At 72.1% G+C, this 16091-nt stretch carries 15 protein-coding genes; 10 read left to right on the top strand and 5 right to left on the bottom strand.

The annotated features are described in order from the left end of the window. A partial coding sequence (locus tag OGL89_RS15510) for a hypothetical protein (protein WP_263121066.1) occupies positions 1-196 on the top strand: 196 nt, incomplete at its 5' end. Between the two features lie 90 nt (positions 197-286). On the opposite strand, the gene OGL89_RS15505 is transcribed toward OGL89_RS15510, so the two are convergent. Together OGL89_RS15505 and OGL89_RS15500 are read right to left on the bottom strand one after the other, a co-directional pair. After that, positions 287-832 (bottom strand): aromatic ring-opening dioxygenase LigA, encoded by a 546-nt coding sequence (locus tag OGL89_RS15505; RefSeq protein WP_263121065.1) that lies wholly within the window; start codon positions 830-832, stop codon positions 287-289. 97 nt (positions 833-929) lie between these two features. Beyond that, a complete protein-coding gene (locus OGL89_RS15500; protein WP_263121064.1) occupies positions 930-1550 on the bottom strand; it encodes a shikimate kinase in 621 nt (206 codons plus the stop codon). A 127-nt stretch (positions 1551-1677) separates the two neighbouring features. Here OGL89_RS15500 and OGL89_RS15495 point away from each other — a divergent pair, with 127 nt between their 5' ends. Further along, on the top strand, positions 1678-2340 hold the full coding sequence (locus OGL89_RS15495; protein WP_263121063.1) for a TetR/AcrR family transcriptional regulator: 663 nt from the start codon (positions 1678-1680) through the stop codon (positions 2338-2340). Here OGL89_RS15495 and shiA read toward each other — a convergent pair. Both shiA and OGL89_RS15485 read right to left on the bottom strand, forming a co-directional pair. Further along, a complete protein-coding gene (gene shiA / locus OGL89_RS15490) occupies positions 2337-3629 on the bottom strand; it encodes a shikimate transporter (RefSeq protein ID WP_263121062.1) in 1293 nt (430 codons plus the stop codon). The genes OGL89_RS15495 and shiA overlap by 4 nt on opposite strands. A gap of 36 nt (positions 3630-3665) precedes the next feature. Beyond that, the gene (locus OGL89_RS15485) at positions 3666-4934 is read right to left on the bottom strand and encodes an MFS transporter (RefSeq protein ID WP_263121061.1); all 1269 of its coding nucleotides are present in this window, start codon (positions 4932-4934) and stop codon (positions 3666-3668) included. Between the two features lie 344 nt (positions 4935-5278). Here OGL89_RS15485 and OGL89_RS15480 point away from each other — a divergent pair, with 344 nt between their 5' ends. From OGL89_RS15480 to OGL89_RS15445, 8 genes are all read left to right on the top strand, one after another. Continuing rightward, positions 5279-6454, top strand: a complete 1176-nt coding sequence (locus OGL89_RS15480; protein ID WP_263121060.1) for an acyl-CoA dehydrogenase family protein — start codon at positions 5279-5281, stop codon at positions 6452-6454. Positions 6455-6525: 71 nt separating this feature from the next. Further along, positions 6526-7761, top strand: a complete 1236-nt coding sequence (locus OGL89_RS15475; protein ID WP_263121059.1) for a CoA transferase — start codon at positions 6526-6528, stop codon at positions 7759-7761. Positions 7762-7764: 3 nt separating this feature from the next. Then, positions 7765-8910 (top strand): acyl-CoA dehydrogenase family protein, encoded by a 1146-nt coding sequence (locus tag OGL89_RS15470; protein WP_263121058.1) that lies wholly within the window; start codon positions 7765-7767, stop codon positions 8908-8910. Continuing rightward, positions 8910-10193: an FAD-dependent oxidoreductase gene (locus OGL89_RS15465; protein WP_263121057.1), complete on the top strand. Its 1284-nt coding sequence runs from the start codon at positions 8910-8912 to the stop codon at positions 10191-10193. The genes OGL89_RS15470 and OGL89_RS15465 overlap by 1 nt, the downstream gene beginning before the upstream one ends. Next, a complete protein-coding gene (locus OGL89_RS15460) occupies positions 10190-10489 on the top strand; it encodes a hypothetical protein (protein WP_263121056.1) in 300 nt (99 codons plus the stop codon). Before OGL89_RS15465 ends, OGL89_RS15460 begins: the two co-directional genes overlap by 4 nt. Then, entirely contained in the window at positions 10489-12099 is a 1611-nt protein-coding gene (locus OGL89_RS15455) for an AMP-binding protein (protein ID WP_263121055.1), read from the top strand. Before OGL89_RS15460 ends, OGL89_RS15455 begins: the two co-directional genes overlap by 1 nt. Positions 12100-12119: 20 nt before the next feature. Continuing rightward, entirely contained in the window at positions 12120-12890 is a 771-nt protein-coding gene (locus OGL89_RS15450; protein ID WP_263121054.1) for an electron transfer flavoprotein subunit beta/FixA family protein, read from the top strand. 11 nt (positions 12891-12901) lie between these two features. Beyond that, positions 12902-13855, top strand: a complete 954-nt coding sequence (locus OGL89_RS15445; RefSeq protein WP_263121053.1) for an electron transfer flavoprotein subunit alpha/FixB family protein — start codon at positions 12902-12904, stop codon at positions 13853-13855. A gap of 218 nt (positions 13856-14073) precedes the next feature. Here the strand turns inward: OGL89_RS15445 and OGL89_RS15440 are convergent. Beyond that, a partial coding sequence (locus tag OGL89_RS15440; RefSeq protein ID WP_263121052.1) for an NAD(P)/FAD-dependent oxidoreductase occupies positions 14074-16091 on the bottom strand: 2018 nt, incomplete at its 5' end.

Here is a 16091-nt window from a genome sequence, read left to right as displayed (position 1 = left end):
CACCGGACCCCGGGCGGGCACCGTGATCTGGGGCCTGATCGTGGTGGCCGTCGGCGCCGCGATCCTGGCCTCCGCCGCCGGCCTGCACATCGACTTCCAGCTGGCCTTCATCGGGCTGCTGGCGGTGGCCGGGGTGGCGCTGCTGGTCAGCTCCCTGGCCAACGCGGTGCGTCGCCGGGACCGCTCGGCGTCCTGAGGCGGGGCCGGGCCCGCACCCGACCCCGCACGGCAGAAGGGCCGGAACCCGTGACGGGTTCCGGCCCTTCTGCCGATCGGATGCGCTCGATCAGACCGCGGGCGGTGCGTTCGGCGCCCCCGGCTCGGTGGTCGTCGTGGTGGTCGGCTGCACCGGGGTGGTGGTGGCCGCGGTGCGGGCACCGCCGTCCACGATCGCCACCCGACGCTTGCCGGCCAGCGCCCAGAGCGCCCAGCCGACCAGCAGGAACAGCACGCCGAGCCCCATCACCAGCGCGGCCACGCCGAAGGCGACCACGGAGGTGAACAGCGAGGCCCGCAGGAACGAGGCGTTCATCGCCACCTCGCGCAGCGGGTCGTCCTGCTCCAGCTCGGCGTAGGTCTTGCCGTCGGTCGCCTCCAGCGCGTGGTGGGCGATGATGTCCGCCTGGGCGAAGGCCGCCCAGGGCGTGGTCACCGGGTCACCGGCGAAGTTCGCCGCGTCGCCGGAGACGGTGATGTTCTCGTCCGCGAGGTGACTGGAGACAGCGCCCCAGGTCACACCGCCCGCGATCAGTAGTACCAGCCCGGCCACAGCCGAGATGATCGCGATCACGCGGCCCGCCTTGGACGGTGCCGTGGTTGCCACGGTGGTCATGGTCCTCCCCTTCCCGAAGTACCGCTGTCGTGGGACAAGGTGCCAAAATCACCCGTCCGGCGCAACGGGACATACCGGGTGACCAGCGACAAGATGCTCAGCGGGTGTGCGGACCGCCGCGCGGGACCGGGGTCTGCCGGGCCAGCCGCATCCGGCGTTCGATCTCCCGGGCCCCCTCGGCGGGGGTGACCCCGTCGGTGAGCACGCGCATGGTCGCCACGCCCTCGTAGACCTCGCGGCGCTCGCGCATCAGATCGAGCCAGCGCTGCCGCGGGTCGCCCATCAGCAGCGGGCGGGAGTCGTCCAGGCCGACCCGCGGTGCCGCGAACGCGATGCTGACGTCCAGGAACACCACCGTGCCGCCCTGCGCCGCGTAGCCCGCCAGGTGCTCCTGGGTGTCCGTCCGCAGCGGCGCGCCGCCGCCGAGCGCCAGCACGCCGCGGTGATCGGCCAGCGCCGCGGCCACCACCTCGTGCTCCAGGTCGCGGAAGGCCTGTTCGCCGCGGTGCAGGAAGATGTCCGCGATGGTGGTCCCCGCCTGCTCCTCGACGTCGACGTCGGTGTCCCGCAACGGGACGTCCCAGCGGCGGGACAGCGCCCGGCCGATCGCCGTCTTGCCGGAGCCCATCGGGCCGCACAGCACCACCAGCGGGCCGCGTTCCGGGGCGGGCGGCGGGGTGCCGCGGCGGCCGGACCGGGCGGCGGAGGGGCTGGGCATCGTCGACTCCTGAGGGGCTCGGGTCCGGACGGATCCGGAACTGTACCAACCGTTCCATAATGGTCCCGACCGCTGCCGTCGTGGCCGGACGACCACGGACCGGACACCCCGCACCGAGAGGGACCCGATGACCACCAGCACGCCCGAGGACTCCCCGCGCGCTCGCCGCGACCCGGAGGGCACCCGGCGGGCGATCTTGGAGGCCGCCGTCGAGGAGTTCTCCGACCACGGTCTGCTCGGCGGCCGGATCGACGCCATCGCGGAGCGGACCGCCACCACCAAGCGGATGATCTACTACTACTTCCGGTCCAAGGAGGACCTGTACACCGCGGCCCTGGTGGAGTCCTACCGCCGGATCCGCGACTCGGAGTCCCGGCTGCACCTGGACGAGCTGGACCCCGAGGAGGCGCTGCGCCTGCTGGTGCGCTCGGACGTGCTGCACCACGAGCAGAACCCGGCGTTCGTGCGCCTGGTGGTGTTCGAGAACCTGCTGCCCGCGGGATCGGCGCACCTGATGTCCGAGGAGGCCCGGGAGACCAACCGCCGCGCCGTCGAGCTGGTCGACGACATCCTGCGCCGGGGCCGATCCGCCGGGGTGTTCCGCGCCGGGCCGGACGCGCCGACCGCGCTGGACGTGCAGCAGGTCATCTCCGGGCTGGCGTTCCAGCGGGTGTCCAACCGGTCGACGTTCAACCAGCTGTTCGGCCGGGACATGCTCAGCGAGGTGGAGTCACCGCGGATCCGCCGGATGATCGAGGACGTGGTCCTGCGGTTCGTGCTGGCGGACTAGGACCGGCCCCGCACCGCGAATGCGGCCACCGCGGCGGAGATCAGGCAGCCCACCAGCAGATAGGTCGCCACCGGCCACCACTGGTCGTCGGTCCAGGCCAGCATCGCCGTCGCGAGGAACGGCGTGAACCCGCCCGCGATCGCGGAGGCCACCTGGTACCCCACCCCGGCGCCGGTGTTCTGGTGCTCCGCGCCGAACATCTGGGTGATCAGGGGCTGCTGCACCGAGACCGCCATGTCGTGGGCGATGTTGATCAGGATCACCGCGACCACCACCACCAGCAGGAAGCTGCCGGACTGCATCGCCAGGAAGAACGGGAACGCCGCTGCGGCGCCGATCAGCGCGCCGACGACGTAGATCCGGCGCCAGCCGAACCGGTCGGACAGGTAGGCGAAGGCCGGGATGGAGATCAACCCGAGCGCGCCGACGATCAGCGCCACGTCGACCATCCGCTCCCGGGACATGCCCAGGTGGGACACCCCGTAGGCCACCGCGAAGGTGGTGACGATGTACATGGTCAACAGCTCGACCAGGCGCAGGCCAATGATCTCCAGGAAGGCCCCGGGCGACTGCCGGATCGCGGCGAGCACCGACCCACGCTCCCGGTCGGCGGGCTGTGGGTCCTTCGGCCGCTCGACCACCCCGGAGCGGATCCACAGCCCGACGGCGATCAGCACCAGCGAGAACCAGAACGGCACCCGCCAGCCCCAGCTGTCGAACCGGTCGCCGGTGAGCGCGCTCATCCCGGTGACCGCCCCGGAGGCCGCGACCAGGCCCACCGCGTACCCGAGCTGGACGCCGCAGGAGTAGAACGCGCGGCGCCCGGCCGGTGCGTGGCGGACGGCGAGCAGGGCCGCCCCGCCCCACTCACCGCCCACCGCGAACCCCTGCACCGATCGGAGCAGGGTCAGCAGCACCGGTGACCACCATCCGGCCTGCTGGTACGTGGGCAGGCAGCCGACCAGACCGGTGCAGATGCCCATCAGGGTCATCGTCACGATCAGGACCTGCTTCTGCCCGACCCGATCCCCCATCCGCCCGAAGACCAGTCCGCCCAACGGCCGGAACAGGAACCCGATGCCCAGCGTGGCGAAGGACGCCAGCAGGTTCATCGTCGGGGTGTCGAAGGCGTAGAACTGCGTGTTGAACACGGTCGCCGCGGTCAGGCCGAAGATCAGGAAGTCGTACCACTCGATCACCGCCCCGACGAAGGAGCTGACCGCGGCACGGCGGGCCTGCTGCGGGGTGACATCGGCGGGCAGACGGTCCACGGCCTCGACTGCGGGCATCGCGGTACTCCTCGGGCAGGGGGTTGGGGGTGGTGCTCAGGACGAGGCGGTGGCGAGCCGCTCGGCGTCGGCCGCGGCCACGGTGCGCACGAACACCTTGCGGTGCCGGGTCAGCACGAAGCTGCCGAGCAGCACCGAGACGACGCAGACGCCCAGGCCGACCCACACCACGTTGGTGTAGCCGTCGGCCTTGCTGGCGGCGCCGTCCACCAGCCAGCCGGACAGGTAGGGCAGCACGAACGCGGCCAGCCCGGAGGCCAGACCGATCATCGAGGTGACGACGCCCTTGCGGACCGGGAAGAACTCGGCGAGCACGACCACGGTCAGCTGGAACAGCCCGCCCGCCGCGAAGTAGCCGATCACGAACGCGAGCACCGGATACAGCGTCGCATTCTGCACCAGCACCATCAGGAGGTACGCCACCGCGGCCGCCACCGGGTTCACCACCAGGAAGGTCACCGGACGGAACTTCCTGGCCACCAGCGACGCGGTGATGAACACCCCGGCGAAGGAGCCGATCGAGTACCAGGAGATCAGCCCGCGGCCACCGTCCTCGCTCATCCCGGCCAGGTGCTGCCCGATGGCGGGCATCGAGTTCTGGGCCAGCCAGAACATCGCGGTGGCGGTGAAGCCGAACAACACCAGCGCCACCCCTTCCAGACCGATCCGGGCACCGGTGGCACCGGACTCGGGCGAGGCGGCGGCGCTGGCCTCGATCGCCGCCTTCTGCTCGGCGGCCAGGGCCCTGTAGTCCGGGAACGGCACCTTGAGCATGATCAGGAAGATGATCGCGAGCACGATCGCGCCCCCGATGAACGGGATCCCCCAGAAGGCGCCGGAGTTGGCCAGCGCGTTGATGATCAGCGGGAGGGCGAACTGACCGGCGGCGATCGCGGCCTTCACCAGCATGTTCGCCGATCCGGCGGTCTTCGGGAACGACTCCATCAGGGTCGGGTAGGTGCCGGTGTCCATCACGGCGTTCGCCAGGCCGAACCAGACCGCGAGCGCGAAGCCGATCTGCCAGCTGGGGCTGACCACCACACCGAGCAGGAAGACGATGTACATCGCCAGCGAGGTCAGCACCATGAACCGGCGCCCGACCTTGTCGGAGAGGAACCCGGCGAAGGACGGGCCGATGATCTTCCCGATCCCGATGCCGGACAGGGCCATCAGGACGTTGCCCTCGGTGCAGTTCCACTGCTCCTGGAGGTGGGCGGAGTTCTGCGACAGGATGATGACGGCCATGCCGTAGAGGAAGAAGTACAGGTAGACCGAGCCTGCGGTCGGCGTGTAGCGGTTCTTCATGGCGAACCTTTCATGCACGTGCACGGGGCACTGACGGGGGCTGGGGACACCTCGCGCGCGCAGCGCTCCTCTGAGCCGCAGGTACTCACCCGGTAGTTACATCGTGCCGCTTGTGACTGGGTTCACGAGAGGCCCAAGGTCCCGGGCCGCCGGGGCGCGGGCGTCACCGCCTTCTTCCCCGTATCCATGCGCCGTACAGCCATCGATCCGCGGGAGCGGGACGATGGTCCCTCGACCCCGCGACGCCCTCCTGCAAGTCTGATTCTTGAGTTTGTACGAACTAGTGAGTACGACGACGACGTCGCTCCCGTCGATCGGCGTACACCCCGTCAGGAGGTAGGTACGTGCTCGACCACAGACCCACAACGGACGAGGAGTTCCAGAGCTACCTCGCCGAGATCCGCGAGCTCGCCGAAGGCCCCTTCGACGACATGCAGACCGAGATCGAGAAGACCAACGTCTTCCCGCCCGAGTTCTTCGAGCTGTCCCGCACGCACAACCTGTACCGCTTCTACCTGCCCGAGCAGTACGGCGGCTGGGGGCTGACCACCCGGCAGATCTTCCAGGTCCAGGAGGAGTTCTCCCGCGGCCCGGGCGGCATGCGAATGCACCTGCACCACGCCGCCGGCCTGAACTGGCGGATCATGGACGACTTCGGCCAGGAGGAGCTCAAGACCTGGGCGATGCCACGGTTCGCGGACAAGACCCTCTACGTGAACTTCGCCCTGACCGAGGCCGAGGCCGGCTCCGGTGCCGACATCAAGACCTCCGCGGTGCGCGACGGCGACGACTGGGTGATCAACGGTGAGAAGACCCTGATCTCGCACACCGACTGCTCCGACGGCACCTACCTGATCACGCTCACGAACCCCGAGGCGGACAAGGACCACCGGCTCACCGCGTTCTTCGTCCCGACCGACACCCCCGGGTACGAGATCGTGGAGATGGAGCACATGATGGGCTGCCGCGGTGCCGGTCACGCCGGCCTGCGGTTCACCGACTGCCGCGTGCCGGACCGGTACCGGCTCGGTGAGGTCGGCGAGGGCTACCACGTCGCGATGTTCTCGCTCGGCCTGTCCCGGGCGCACATCGCCGACTCCAACCTCGGCATGGCCCAGCGGATGCTGGAGATCTCGATCGCCCGGGCCAAGGACCGGGTCACCTTCGGCAAGGTGCTGGCCTCCCGCCAGGAGATCCAGCACATGATCGCCGAGTCCGGCACGCACATCTACGCCCTGCGCCAGGCCGTGCACGACACCGCCGACCGCTACGACCGGGGCGAGGAGGCGGACACCTTCGCCGCGATGTGCAAGCTGTTCTCGATCCGCACGGTGAAGCTGGTCTCGGACAACATGCTCGAGATCCTCGGCGGCATCGGGTACTTCGAGAACTGCGAGTACGGCCCGGTCGAGCGGCTGTACCGCGACTGCCGCGCCATGTGGCTGGAGGAGGGTCCGCCCACCGTGCAGCGGATCACCGCCGCACGCGGCCTGATCGCCAACGGCGGCGACACCTTCTGAACCCCCGGCCGGTCCGTCGCCCGTCCCCGGCGCCGGACCGGCCCCTCCCCCGACTCCCGATCGGAGTGACCATGCAGCCCCTCGCCGGACTCAGGGTCGTCGACATGACCGCCTTCCTCGCCGCGCCCACCACCCTGCGGGTGCTCGGCGAATGGGGCGCCGACGTGATCAAGGTCGAACCGCCGCGCGGCGATCCCGGTCGTACCCAGGGCGCGGTCTTCGGCACCCCCTTCGATGACGACGAGAACCCCGGCTTCGACATGGCCAACCTGAACAAGCGCTTCGTCACCGTCGACCTGCGCACCGACGGCGGCCGGGAGGTGATGGACCGCCTGCTGGCCGACGCCGACGTGTTCGTCACCAGCACCCGGGTGAAGTCGCTGGTCAAGCTCGGCTACGACTGGGACACCCTGCACCGGCGGTTCCCCCGCCTGGTGATGGCCCAGGTGCTCGGCTTCGGCGCGCGCGGCCCGTTGAAGGACGCGGCCGGGTTCGACATGACGACGTACCTGTCCCGCGGCGGGGTGCTGGCCACCACGATGAGCCGCGGCTCGGCCCCGATGCTCCCGCCCTCCGGTTTCGGCGACTTCCAGGTCGCCTTCGTGCTGGCCGCCGGGATCCTGGCGGCCGTCCACCAGCGGGTGACCACCGGCCGCGGCGACTACGTCACCGCCTCGCTGTTCCACTCCGGGGTCTTCATGCTGAACCAGGCGATGGTCGCCGCGCAGTACGGCGTCTCCTATCCCAAGGATCGCCGCGAGGTGATCAACCCGCTCAACAACACCTATCTCGGCGCGGACGGCGGCCTGCTGGCGCTCTGCGTCCCGGAGTACGACCGCGACCTGCCCGCCGTCCTCCGGCTGCTCGGCCGCGAGGACCTGATCGGCGACGCGGTGCTCGGCGACTGCGCCGCGGTCAACGCCGCCGGCCGGGTGGGTGAGGTGGTCGACCTGCTCGACGCCGCCTTCGCCACCCGACCCGCCCAGCACTGGCTGGACCTGTTCGGCGAGCACGACCTGCCGATCGCCCGCTGCCAGCTGCCCACCGACCTCTACGACGACCCGCAGGCCCGGGCCAACGACGTGCTGCGCACCGTCACCTACCCGAACGGCACCCGACGGCTGCTGCCCACCAACCCGGTGCGGTTCGCCGGGCAGGGCGACCCGGAGCTGCGGCTGTCCCGTCCCCAGGGAGCGGACACCGACGCCGTGCTCACCGCACTCGGCTTCGCCCCCGACCGGATCGCCGCGCTGCGTTCCGAGGGCGCCGTCGCCGGACCCACCACCCCTTCACCCGAGGAGCACTGACCCGTGGCACTGATCTACACCGAGGAGCAGTCCGAGCTGATCGCCATGGTGCGCGAGTTCGTCACCCAGGAGATCCAGCCGAGGATCGCCGACTGCGACCGGGCGGGCGAGTGTCCGCCGGACTTCTTCGACTCCGCGTTCGAGATGGGCCTGCACCTGCTGGAGATCCCGGAGGAGTTCGGCGGCGGCGGCCTGGACTTCGAGACCACCGCGATGGTGTTCGAGGAGCTCGGCAGGGTCGACGCGGGCTACGCGATCACCCTGGTGTCCACCTTCGTGGCGTTGCGGAACGTGATCCTGGCCGGGACCACGGAGCAGGCCAGGCTGTTCGCCGACCTGATCGCCGACGGCGGCCTCGGCGCCTTCGTGCTGTCCGAGCCGGGCGCGGGCTCGGACGCCGCCGCGATCCGGACCACCGCGGTGCGCGACGGCGACGACTGGGTGCTGAACGGCACCAAGACCTGGATCACCAACGGCGGCATCGCGCGGGTCTACGCCGTGCTGGCCCGCACCGACCCGGACGCCGGGCACCGCGGCATCTCCTGCTTCATCGTGGAGACCGACCGCCCCGGTGTGTCCTGGGGCCACCACGAGGACAAGTGCGGGCTGCGCACCTCCAACACCTGCGACGTGGTCTTCGACGAGGTCCGGATCCCGGCCGACCACCTGGTCGGCGAGCCCGGCACCGGCTTCGGCGTCGCGATGAGCGGACTGAACCTGTCCCGGGCGTTCATGGCGACCATCTGCGTCGGCATGATGCAGCGCGCGCTGGACGAGGCCGCCCGCTACGCCACCGAGCGCCGGCAGTTCGGCGAGCCGATCATCCACTTCCAGCTGGTGCAGAAGCTGCTGGCCGACATGGCCGCGCAGACCGAGGCCGCCCGCTGCCTGGTGCACAACACCATGCGCCTGATGGATGCCGGGCAGCCGGTGGTCAAGGAGGGCGCGATCACCAAGATGCTGGTCACGGACATGCTGCAGGACGTGGTGAGCAAGGCCGTCCAGGTGTTCGGCGGCAACGGCTACACCAAGGAGTACCCGGTGGAGAAGCTGTTCCGGGACGCCAAGGTCTTCCAGATCATGGAGGGCACCAACGAGATCCAGGCCCTGGTGATCGGCAAGGCCCTCGAGCGCGAGTACACCGCCTGATGGACGAGGACGTCTTCGACGCGATCGTGGTCGGCGGCGGGTTCGCCGGGCTGTCGGCCGCCTACCGGCTGGCCACCGCCGGACGCTCGGTGCTGCTGATCGAACGCGGCTCGACCTGTGGCGCGAAGAACCTCACCGGCGGCCGGATCTACTCCCACGCGCTGCGAGCCCTGCTCGGCGACCGCTGGCAGGAGGCCCCGGTGCAGCGCGAGGTCAAACGCGAGGTGCTCGCCCTGCTCACCGAGACGGACGCGGTGACCGTGGAGTCCACCCTGACCAGTGCCCAGCAGGAGTCGTACACCGTCCTGGCCACGCCGCTTCTCGGGTGGCTGGCCGCCGAGGCGGAGCAGGCCGGGGCGATGATCGTCACCGGGACCACCGTCGACTCGCTGATCGTCCGGGACGGCCGGGTCTGCGGCGTCCGCGCCGACGGCGACGAGCTCGAGGCCGACGTGGTGATCGACTGCGAGGGGATCAACCCGCTGCTCCTGGAACGCGAGGGCCTGATCCGCCGGCTCGACCCGCATGCCGTCGCGGTCGGCGCGAAGTACGTCTACCGGTTCGGTTCCAGCGAGGAGGTCGACCGGATCTTCGGCGTCCGGCCCGGCGAGGGCGCCGCCGTGCTGGGCATGGGCGCGGTCACCCAGGGCGTGTTCGGCGGGGTGTTCTGCTACGCGAACACCGACTCGGTCTCGCTCGGCCTGGTGCTCGACTCCGTGGGGTGGAAGGCCTCCGGCCGGCCGATCCTGGACACCGCGCAGGCCCTGCGCGAGCACCCGGCACTGGCCCGGTACGTCGACGGCGGCGAGCTGGTCGAGTACGGCGCGCACCTCGTCTACGAGGGCGGCTACGACACGCTGCCCGCGTTCTCCGGCGACGGCTGGCTGGTCTGCGGCGACGCCGCCGGGCTCTGCCTGAACCGGGGCTTCACCATCCGTGGGATGGACTACGCCGTGCTGAGCGGGATCGCCGCCGCCGACACCCTGATCGAGGCCGGGCCGGGACGGCCGTCCGCGCAGACCCTGGCCGGGTACGGGGACCGACTGGACCGGGGTCTGCTGCGCGACTTCCGGGCCACCCGCGGCGCGCACGACTGGATGAGCTCCACCACCGACCTGTTCACGGTCTACCCCCGGCTGGCGGTGGACACGATGGCCGCGCTCTACCACGTCGGCCCCGAGCCGCTGACCCCGGTCGGCACCACCCTGTGGCGCGCCGCGCGGCAGCTGAGGAAGCCGGTGCGGACCGCCCGCACCCTGTTGAAGGGAGTGCGGACCCTGTGAGCGGCATCGACGCCCTGCTGGCCGTGACCACGTTCGAGACCGACGAGCACCACCCGCACATCGTGATCGACCCGGCCGCCTGCCGGACCTGTCCCTCCGACCGGGCGTGCGTCACGAGCTGCCCCGCCCAGCGCTACGTCTGGGACGAGGCGGCGCAGCAGATGACCTTCGACCACGTCGGCTGCCTGGAGTGCGGCAACTGCCGCCTGGTCTGCGACCGGCTGTTCACCGGCGCGGAGGGCTACTCCTGGGACTACCCGGTCCATGGCGCCGGGGTCGACTACCGGCAGGGCTGATGACCGAGCGACGGTCGCTGGACGACCTGTGGCGGGCGGCGGTCGTGGCCACCCCCGACCACACCGCCGTCGTCGACTCCCGGGGCACCCGGCTGAGCTACGCCCAGGTGGACGACCGTGCCGCCCGGATCGCGACCTGGCTGCACGGGACCGGGGTGCGGTCCGGGGACGTGGTGTCGGTCCAGCTGCCGAACTGGGCCGAGTTCACCTGCGTGAACGTGGCATGCCTGCGGCTCGGCGCGGTGGTCAACCCGGTGCTGACCGCCTACCGCGAGGCCGAGCTGCGGCACGTCCTGACCCGGTGCCGCAGCCGGGCGCTGATCGTGCCGACCCGGTTCCGCTGCACCCCGTACCAGGAGCTCGCCCTGCGGCTCGCCGCCGACCAGGGACGACCGGTGGCGGTCGCCGTCGTCGAGCACGAGGGCGCCCGGTCGGCCGGCGCCCCGACCCTCGCGGAGCTGCTGGACCTGCCGCCACTGGACGAACGGCTGCGCACCCCGGGCCGCGGCGACGACCTCGCGACGGTCCTGTTCACCTCCGGCAGTGAGGCCCGGCCCAAGGGCGCCATGCTCTCGCACCGCAACGTGCTCTCCGGCGAGCTGGCCCTCGCGGCCGCCCTCGAGGTCGACCACCGGGACCGGGTGTTCATGCCCGCCCCGCTCGGCCATGCCACCGGCTACCTGCACGGCCTGACCCTGCCCTACCTGGTCGGCGGCACCAGCCTGCTGCTGGACGTCCCCGCCGGCCCGGAGTGCCTGGCGATGATCCGTGCGGAGCGCGCCACCTGCGGGATGGCCGCCGCCAGCGTGGTGCGCTGCCTGCTGGACGCCGGCGAGACCGATCCCAGCACCGCCGGGATGCCGGGCACCCTCCGGTTCCTCGGCTGCGGCGGCTCCCCGGTCCCGCGGTCGCTGGCCCGCCGCGCGCTGGACCACGGCGTCCGGCTGCTCAGCATCTACGGCTCCACCGAGAGCGCGCCGCACACGCTCACGACCCCGCACGACGACCTGGACCGGGTGCTCACCACGGACGGGCGACCGGTCGCCGGGGTCGAGGTGCGGATCGTCGACCCCGACACCCACGTCCCGCTGCCGGTCGGCGAGGTCGGTGAGGAGGCGTCCCGCGGCCCGCAGGTGTTCCGCGGCTACCTGGGCGAGCCCGAGCTCACCGCCGCCGTTCTGGACGAGGACGGCTGGTACTACTCCGGCGACCTGGCCCGGCTGGACGCCGACGGCTATCTGCGGATCGTCGGCCGCCGCAAGGACGTGATCATCCGGGGCGGGGAGAACATCTCGGCCGCCGAGCTGGAGCAGGTGCTCCGTGAGCTGCCCGGGATCCGGGAGGCCGCCGTGGTCGCGATGCCGGACCCGCGCCTGGGCGAGTGCGCCTGCGCCTTCCTGGTGCTCGACCCCGGCGCTCCGACCCCCGACCCGGCCTCGCTGCGGCCCGAGTTCCTGCGCCGCGGTCTGGCCAAGTACAAGATCCCCGCCCGGGTGGAGGCCGTCGACGCACTGCCGCTGTCCCCGGCGGGCAAGGTCCGCAAGGACGTGCTGCGCGACCGCGCCGCCGCCCTGGTGGACGTCCCCGCGTCGCCGGTCGGCACGCGCTGACCGAAGGAAGGAAGACCGTCATGAACATCGCAGTCCTGGTCAAGCAGGTCCCGGAGGACCTGGGTGCGGTCCGCGTGACCGGCGACCACACCCTGGACCGGTCGACCGCGAACCCGGTCACCGACCCGGTCGGGCGGAACGCCCTGGAGGCGGCGGTGCAGCTGGTCGAGGCCGCGGGTGGCGGCACGGTCACCGCGATCACCCTCGGCCCCGCCGGCGCCAAGGCCACCCTCAAGGAGTGCGTGAGCGTCGGCGCCCACGCCGGTGTGCACCTCCTCGACGACGGCGTGGCCGGGGTCGACGCCCTCGGCACCGCCCGCCTCCTGGCCGCCGCGGTCCGACGGCTCGACGGCGTGGACCTGGTGATCGCCGGGACCCGTTCCTTCGACGGTGGCAGCACCGCGGTGCCCGCCATGGTCGCCGAGCTGCTCGACCTGCCCTCAATCACCGCCGTGACCGCCCTCGACGCCGAGGACGGTGCACTGCTCTGCACCCGGGTGATCGACGACGGCCACGAGCGGGTCCGGCTGCCGCTGCCCGGGGTGGTCGGCGTCGACGAGTACGTCAACACCCCGCGCTACCCCTCGGTGAAGAGCAAGCTCGCCGCCAACAAGGCGGTGTTCGAGGTGCTCACCGCCGACGACCTCGGCGTGGTGCCCGACAGGCACGCCACCGTGCTGGAGGTCACCGTCCCACCCGCTCGCGAACCCGGGGTCCGGATCACCGGGGACACCGCCCAGGACACCGCCGACAAGCTGGTCGCCGCCCTCGTCGGCGCCGGCGTGCTGTGAGGAGACCGACCATGACCGACACCCTGTTCGTGCTGATCGAGGCCCGGGACGGCGTCCCCGCCGAGTCAGCGCTGGCCCTGCTCACCGAGGCCCGCCGGCTGTCCCCCGACGTCGAGGCCGTCCTGGTGGCCCCCGAGCTCGGCGCCGTCGCCGACCGCGCCGGGGCCGCGGGCGCCGGCACCGTCCATCACGTCCCGGCCGACGGTCACGCCGCCGACCTGGTCGCCGCCGCCCTGGCCGACCTGATCGCCGTGCGCGCCCCCGTCGCCGTCCTGGCCGCTGCGAGCACGCTCGGCGGCGAGACACTCGCGCGGCTGGCCGCCCGGCTCGGCACCGGTCTGCTCGCGGACGTCTCCTCGGTGCGGATCGACGACGGGGTGATCACCGCGGTCAAGAGCGAGCTCGGCGGCACCCGGCTGGCCCGCTGCCGGGTCGACGACGGCCTCCCGCTGCTCACCGTGCGCACCGGCGGCCTGCCCGCCGCGGACTCGGACGGCGCCCCGGCCACCGTCGTGACCGCGCCCGCACCCGCGGCCGCCCGGACCACCGTGGTCGAGCACCTGCCGGCCACCGGCGACGGCGTCGCGCTGGAGGACGCCCGGATCGTGGTGTCCGGCGGTCGTGCGATGGGCGGCGCCGACGGCTTCGCGGTGCTGCACGAGCTGGCCGCCGCCCTCGGCCCGTCCGCGGCGGTGGGGTCCTCCCGGCCCGCCGCCGACGCCGGGTGGGTGCCGGTGGAGCTGGAGATCGGGATCTCCGGCAAGAAGGTCTCGCCGGACCTCTACCTGGCGTGCGGCATCTCCGGGGCCAGCCAGCACCTCGCGGGGATGTCGGGTTCCCGGACCGTGGTGGCGATCAACAAGGATCCGCAGGCGCCGATCTTCTCGGTCGCGGACTTCGGCGTGGTCGGCGACCTGTTCGAGCTGGTGCCCGCCCTCACGGCCGCGATCCGCGCCCGGGGCTGACCCCGCCGCCCGGCGTCGGCAGTCCCGCCCGGCGTCGGCAGTGCCGCGCGAGATCGGCAGCCTCACCCGAGATCGGCAGTTCAGCCCGAGATCGGCAGTCCGCCGGGGCCGTCGAGGCGCGGACTGCCGATCTCGGTGTCCGGGTGGACGGGCCGGCGTCCAGGTCGGAGGCCCGGCATCCAGGGCGACGGGCCGGCGGCCGGGGCGGGGGCCCGGTGTCAGCGGGGCAGGACGCCGCGTTCGGTGAGGGTGAGCAGGATGTCGCGCCCCTGCCGGGTGGCGTCGATGATCTTGCCGCCGCCCGCGGAGTCGCCGACGTCCAGCACGTCCACGCCGGTCCCGGCGAAGCCTTCCGCCAATGCCGGGTAACTGGCCCGGTCGCCGCGCATCCCCAGGCAGACGTACGTCGCGTCCGCGTGCAGCCGTCGCGCGGTCCCGTCCGGCGCCACCACGTCCACCCAGCCGTCGCCCACCTCGGTCAGAGTGGTCCCGGTCAGCACCGGCACCCGGTGCCGCTCGATCAGCTCGTGCATCTGCATCGCGGTGATCACGTCCAGATCGCCGGCGATCCGGTCCATCCGCTCGATCAGTGTGACCTCGGCGCCGACCGCCACGCACGCCTCGACCACGTCCAGGCCGACCGCGCCGCCGCCGACCACGATCACCGGGCGGCCGGCGAGTCGCTCGATCCGGTCCACGCTCGCGGTGGCGCCCAGGATCGAGAACACCTCGGTGCCGTCGACGTCCACCCGCTCGCGCAGCCCGGGCACCGGGGGGAGCAGCGGCCGGGAGCCGGTCGCGTTCACCACCACGTCGGGGTGCAGCGAACGCACCAGGTCGACGGTCGCGGGAGTGGCGGTCCGGATCTCGACCCCGGCGCGGGCGGCGCGACGGACCAGGTGGTCGAGGAAGGTGGCGATCCGGCGCTTCGCGGGCAGCCGCACGGCCTCGCCCACCACGCCGCCGACGACGTCCGTGGCCTCCAGCAGCACCACGTCGCAGCCGACCTCGGCGGCGGTGCAGGCCGCCTCCAGTCCGCCGACCCCGCCACCGACCACGACCACCCGGGTGGGACGGTCGACCCGGCGGCGCAGGTAGTCCTCGTGCCCGACGATGTCCGGGTTCACGGTGCAGCGGATCGGGCGGTCCAGCCGGATCCGGTGGTCGGCGCAGCCGATGTTGCAGGAGATGCAGTCCAGGATCCGGTCGGCGCAGCCGGTGGCGACCTTGCGCACCCACCACGGGTCGGCGATCAGACCCCGGCCCAGGGCCACCAGGTCGCTGTCGCCCTCCGCGACGATCCGTTCGGCCACCCGCGGGTCGCGGACGTTGCCGGAGACGATGGTCGGCTTGCCGAACTCCTCGCGGAACCGGCGGGCCATGCCGGAGCGCCAGCCGTCCGGCAGGTCCATCCGGTCGATCTGGTACTGCAGGTTCCCGGCCAGGGCGGCGGACACGTCGATCAGGTCCACCGCGTCCACCAGGTACCGCATCAGCTCGACCGAGTCGTCCAGGGTGTTGCCCCCGGCGACCAGCTCGTCGGCGCTGATCCGCAACGCGATCGGGAACCGCGGACCCACCGCGGTCCGCACCGCGTCCAGCACCTCGCGGACCAGCCGGGCCCGGTTCGCCGGGCTGCCGCCGTACTCGTCGGTGCGGTGGTTGTAGAGCGGGGACAGGAACTGGCAGAGCAGGTACGAGTGCCCGCCGTGGATCTCCACCGCGTCGAAGCCGGCCTTCTTGGCCCGCAGCGCCGCCGCGGCGTACTGCCCGGGGACCTCGGCGATCTGCTCACGGGTCATCGGCACCGGTGCGACGCCGCCCGGCTTGGACGGGACGTCCGAGGCGGAGAGCGCGGGGGTCCCGGTGCGGGCCGGGTTCGCGGAGGCACCGGCATGGTTCAGCTGGATCGCGGCCTTGGCGCCGTAGCGGTGCATCCGCTCGGTCAGCTCGTACAGCCGCGGGATGTAGCGGTCGTGGTCGATCCGCAGCTGGGTGGTGCCGTTGGCCGCGACCGGGAACGCGACGCAGATGTTCTCCACGATGATCAGGCCGGTGCCGCCGCGGGCGCGCTGCTCGTAGTAGGCGAGCTGGGTGTCGGAGACGGTGCCGTCCGGCAACGCGAGGTTCGAGCCCATCGGCGGCATGACCACCCGGTTCCGCAGTGTCATCGAGCCGAGGGAGAACGGCGACAACAGGTGCGGGACCTGCGGTGCGGGCTCCCGCTCCGGCAGCA

This window comes from Cellulomonas sp. RIT-PI-Y (genome assembly GCF_025642745.1).
GTDB lineage: Bacteria > Actinomycetota > Actinomycetes > Actinomycetales > Cellulomonadaceae > Cellulomonas.
The sequence above is the reverse complement of the archived record's forward strand: the minus strand, read 5'-3'. Positions and strand labels throughout refer to the sequence as shown.

Coding starts and splice junctions, on each gene's coding strand:
- OGL89_RS15495 (WP_263121063.1), top strand. CDS start 1,678: ATGACCACCAGCACGCCCGAGGACTCCCCGCGCGCTCGCCGCGACCCG.
- OGL89_RS15465 (WP_263121057.1), top strand. CDS start 8,910: ATGGACGAGGACGTCTTCGACGCGATCGTGGTCGGCGGCGGGTTCGCC.
- OGL89_RS15445 (WP_263121053.1), top strand. CDS start 12,902: ATGACCGACACCCTGTTCGTGCTGATCGAGGCCCGGGACGGCGTCCCC.
- OGL89_RS15475 (WP_263121059.1), top strand. CDS start 6,526: ATGCAGCCCCTCGCCGGACTCAGGGTCGTCGACATGACCGCCTTCCTC.
- OGL89_RS15455 (WP_263121055.1), top strand. CDS start 10,489: ATGACCGAGCGACGGTCGCTGGACGACCTGTGGCGGGCGGCGGTCGTG.
- OGL89_RS15485 (WP_263121061.1), bottom strand. CDS start 4,934: ATGAAGAACCGCTACACGCCGACCGCAGGCTCGGTCTACCTGTACTTC.
- OGL89_RS15500 (WP_263121064.1), bottom strand. CDS start 1,550: ATGCCCAGCCCCTCCGCCGCCCGGTCCGGCCGCCGCGGCACCCCGCCG.
- shiA (WP_263121062.1), bottom strand. CDS start 3,629: ATGCCCGCAGTCGAGGCCGTGGACCGTCTGCCCGCCGATGTCACCCCG.
- OGL89_RS15450 (WP_263121054.1), top strand. CDS start 12,120: ATGAACATCGCAGTCCTGGTCAAGCAGGTCCCGGAGGACCTGGGTGCG.
- OGL89_RS15505 (WP_263121065.1), bottom strand. CDS start 832: ATGACCACCGTGGCAACCACGGCACCGTCCAAGGCGGGCCGCGTGATC.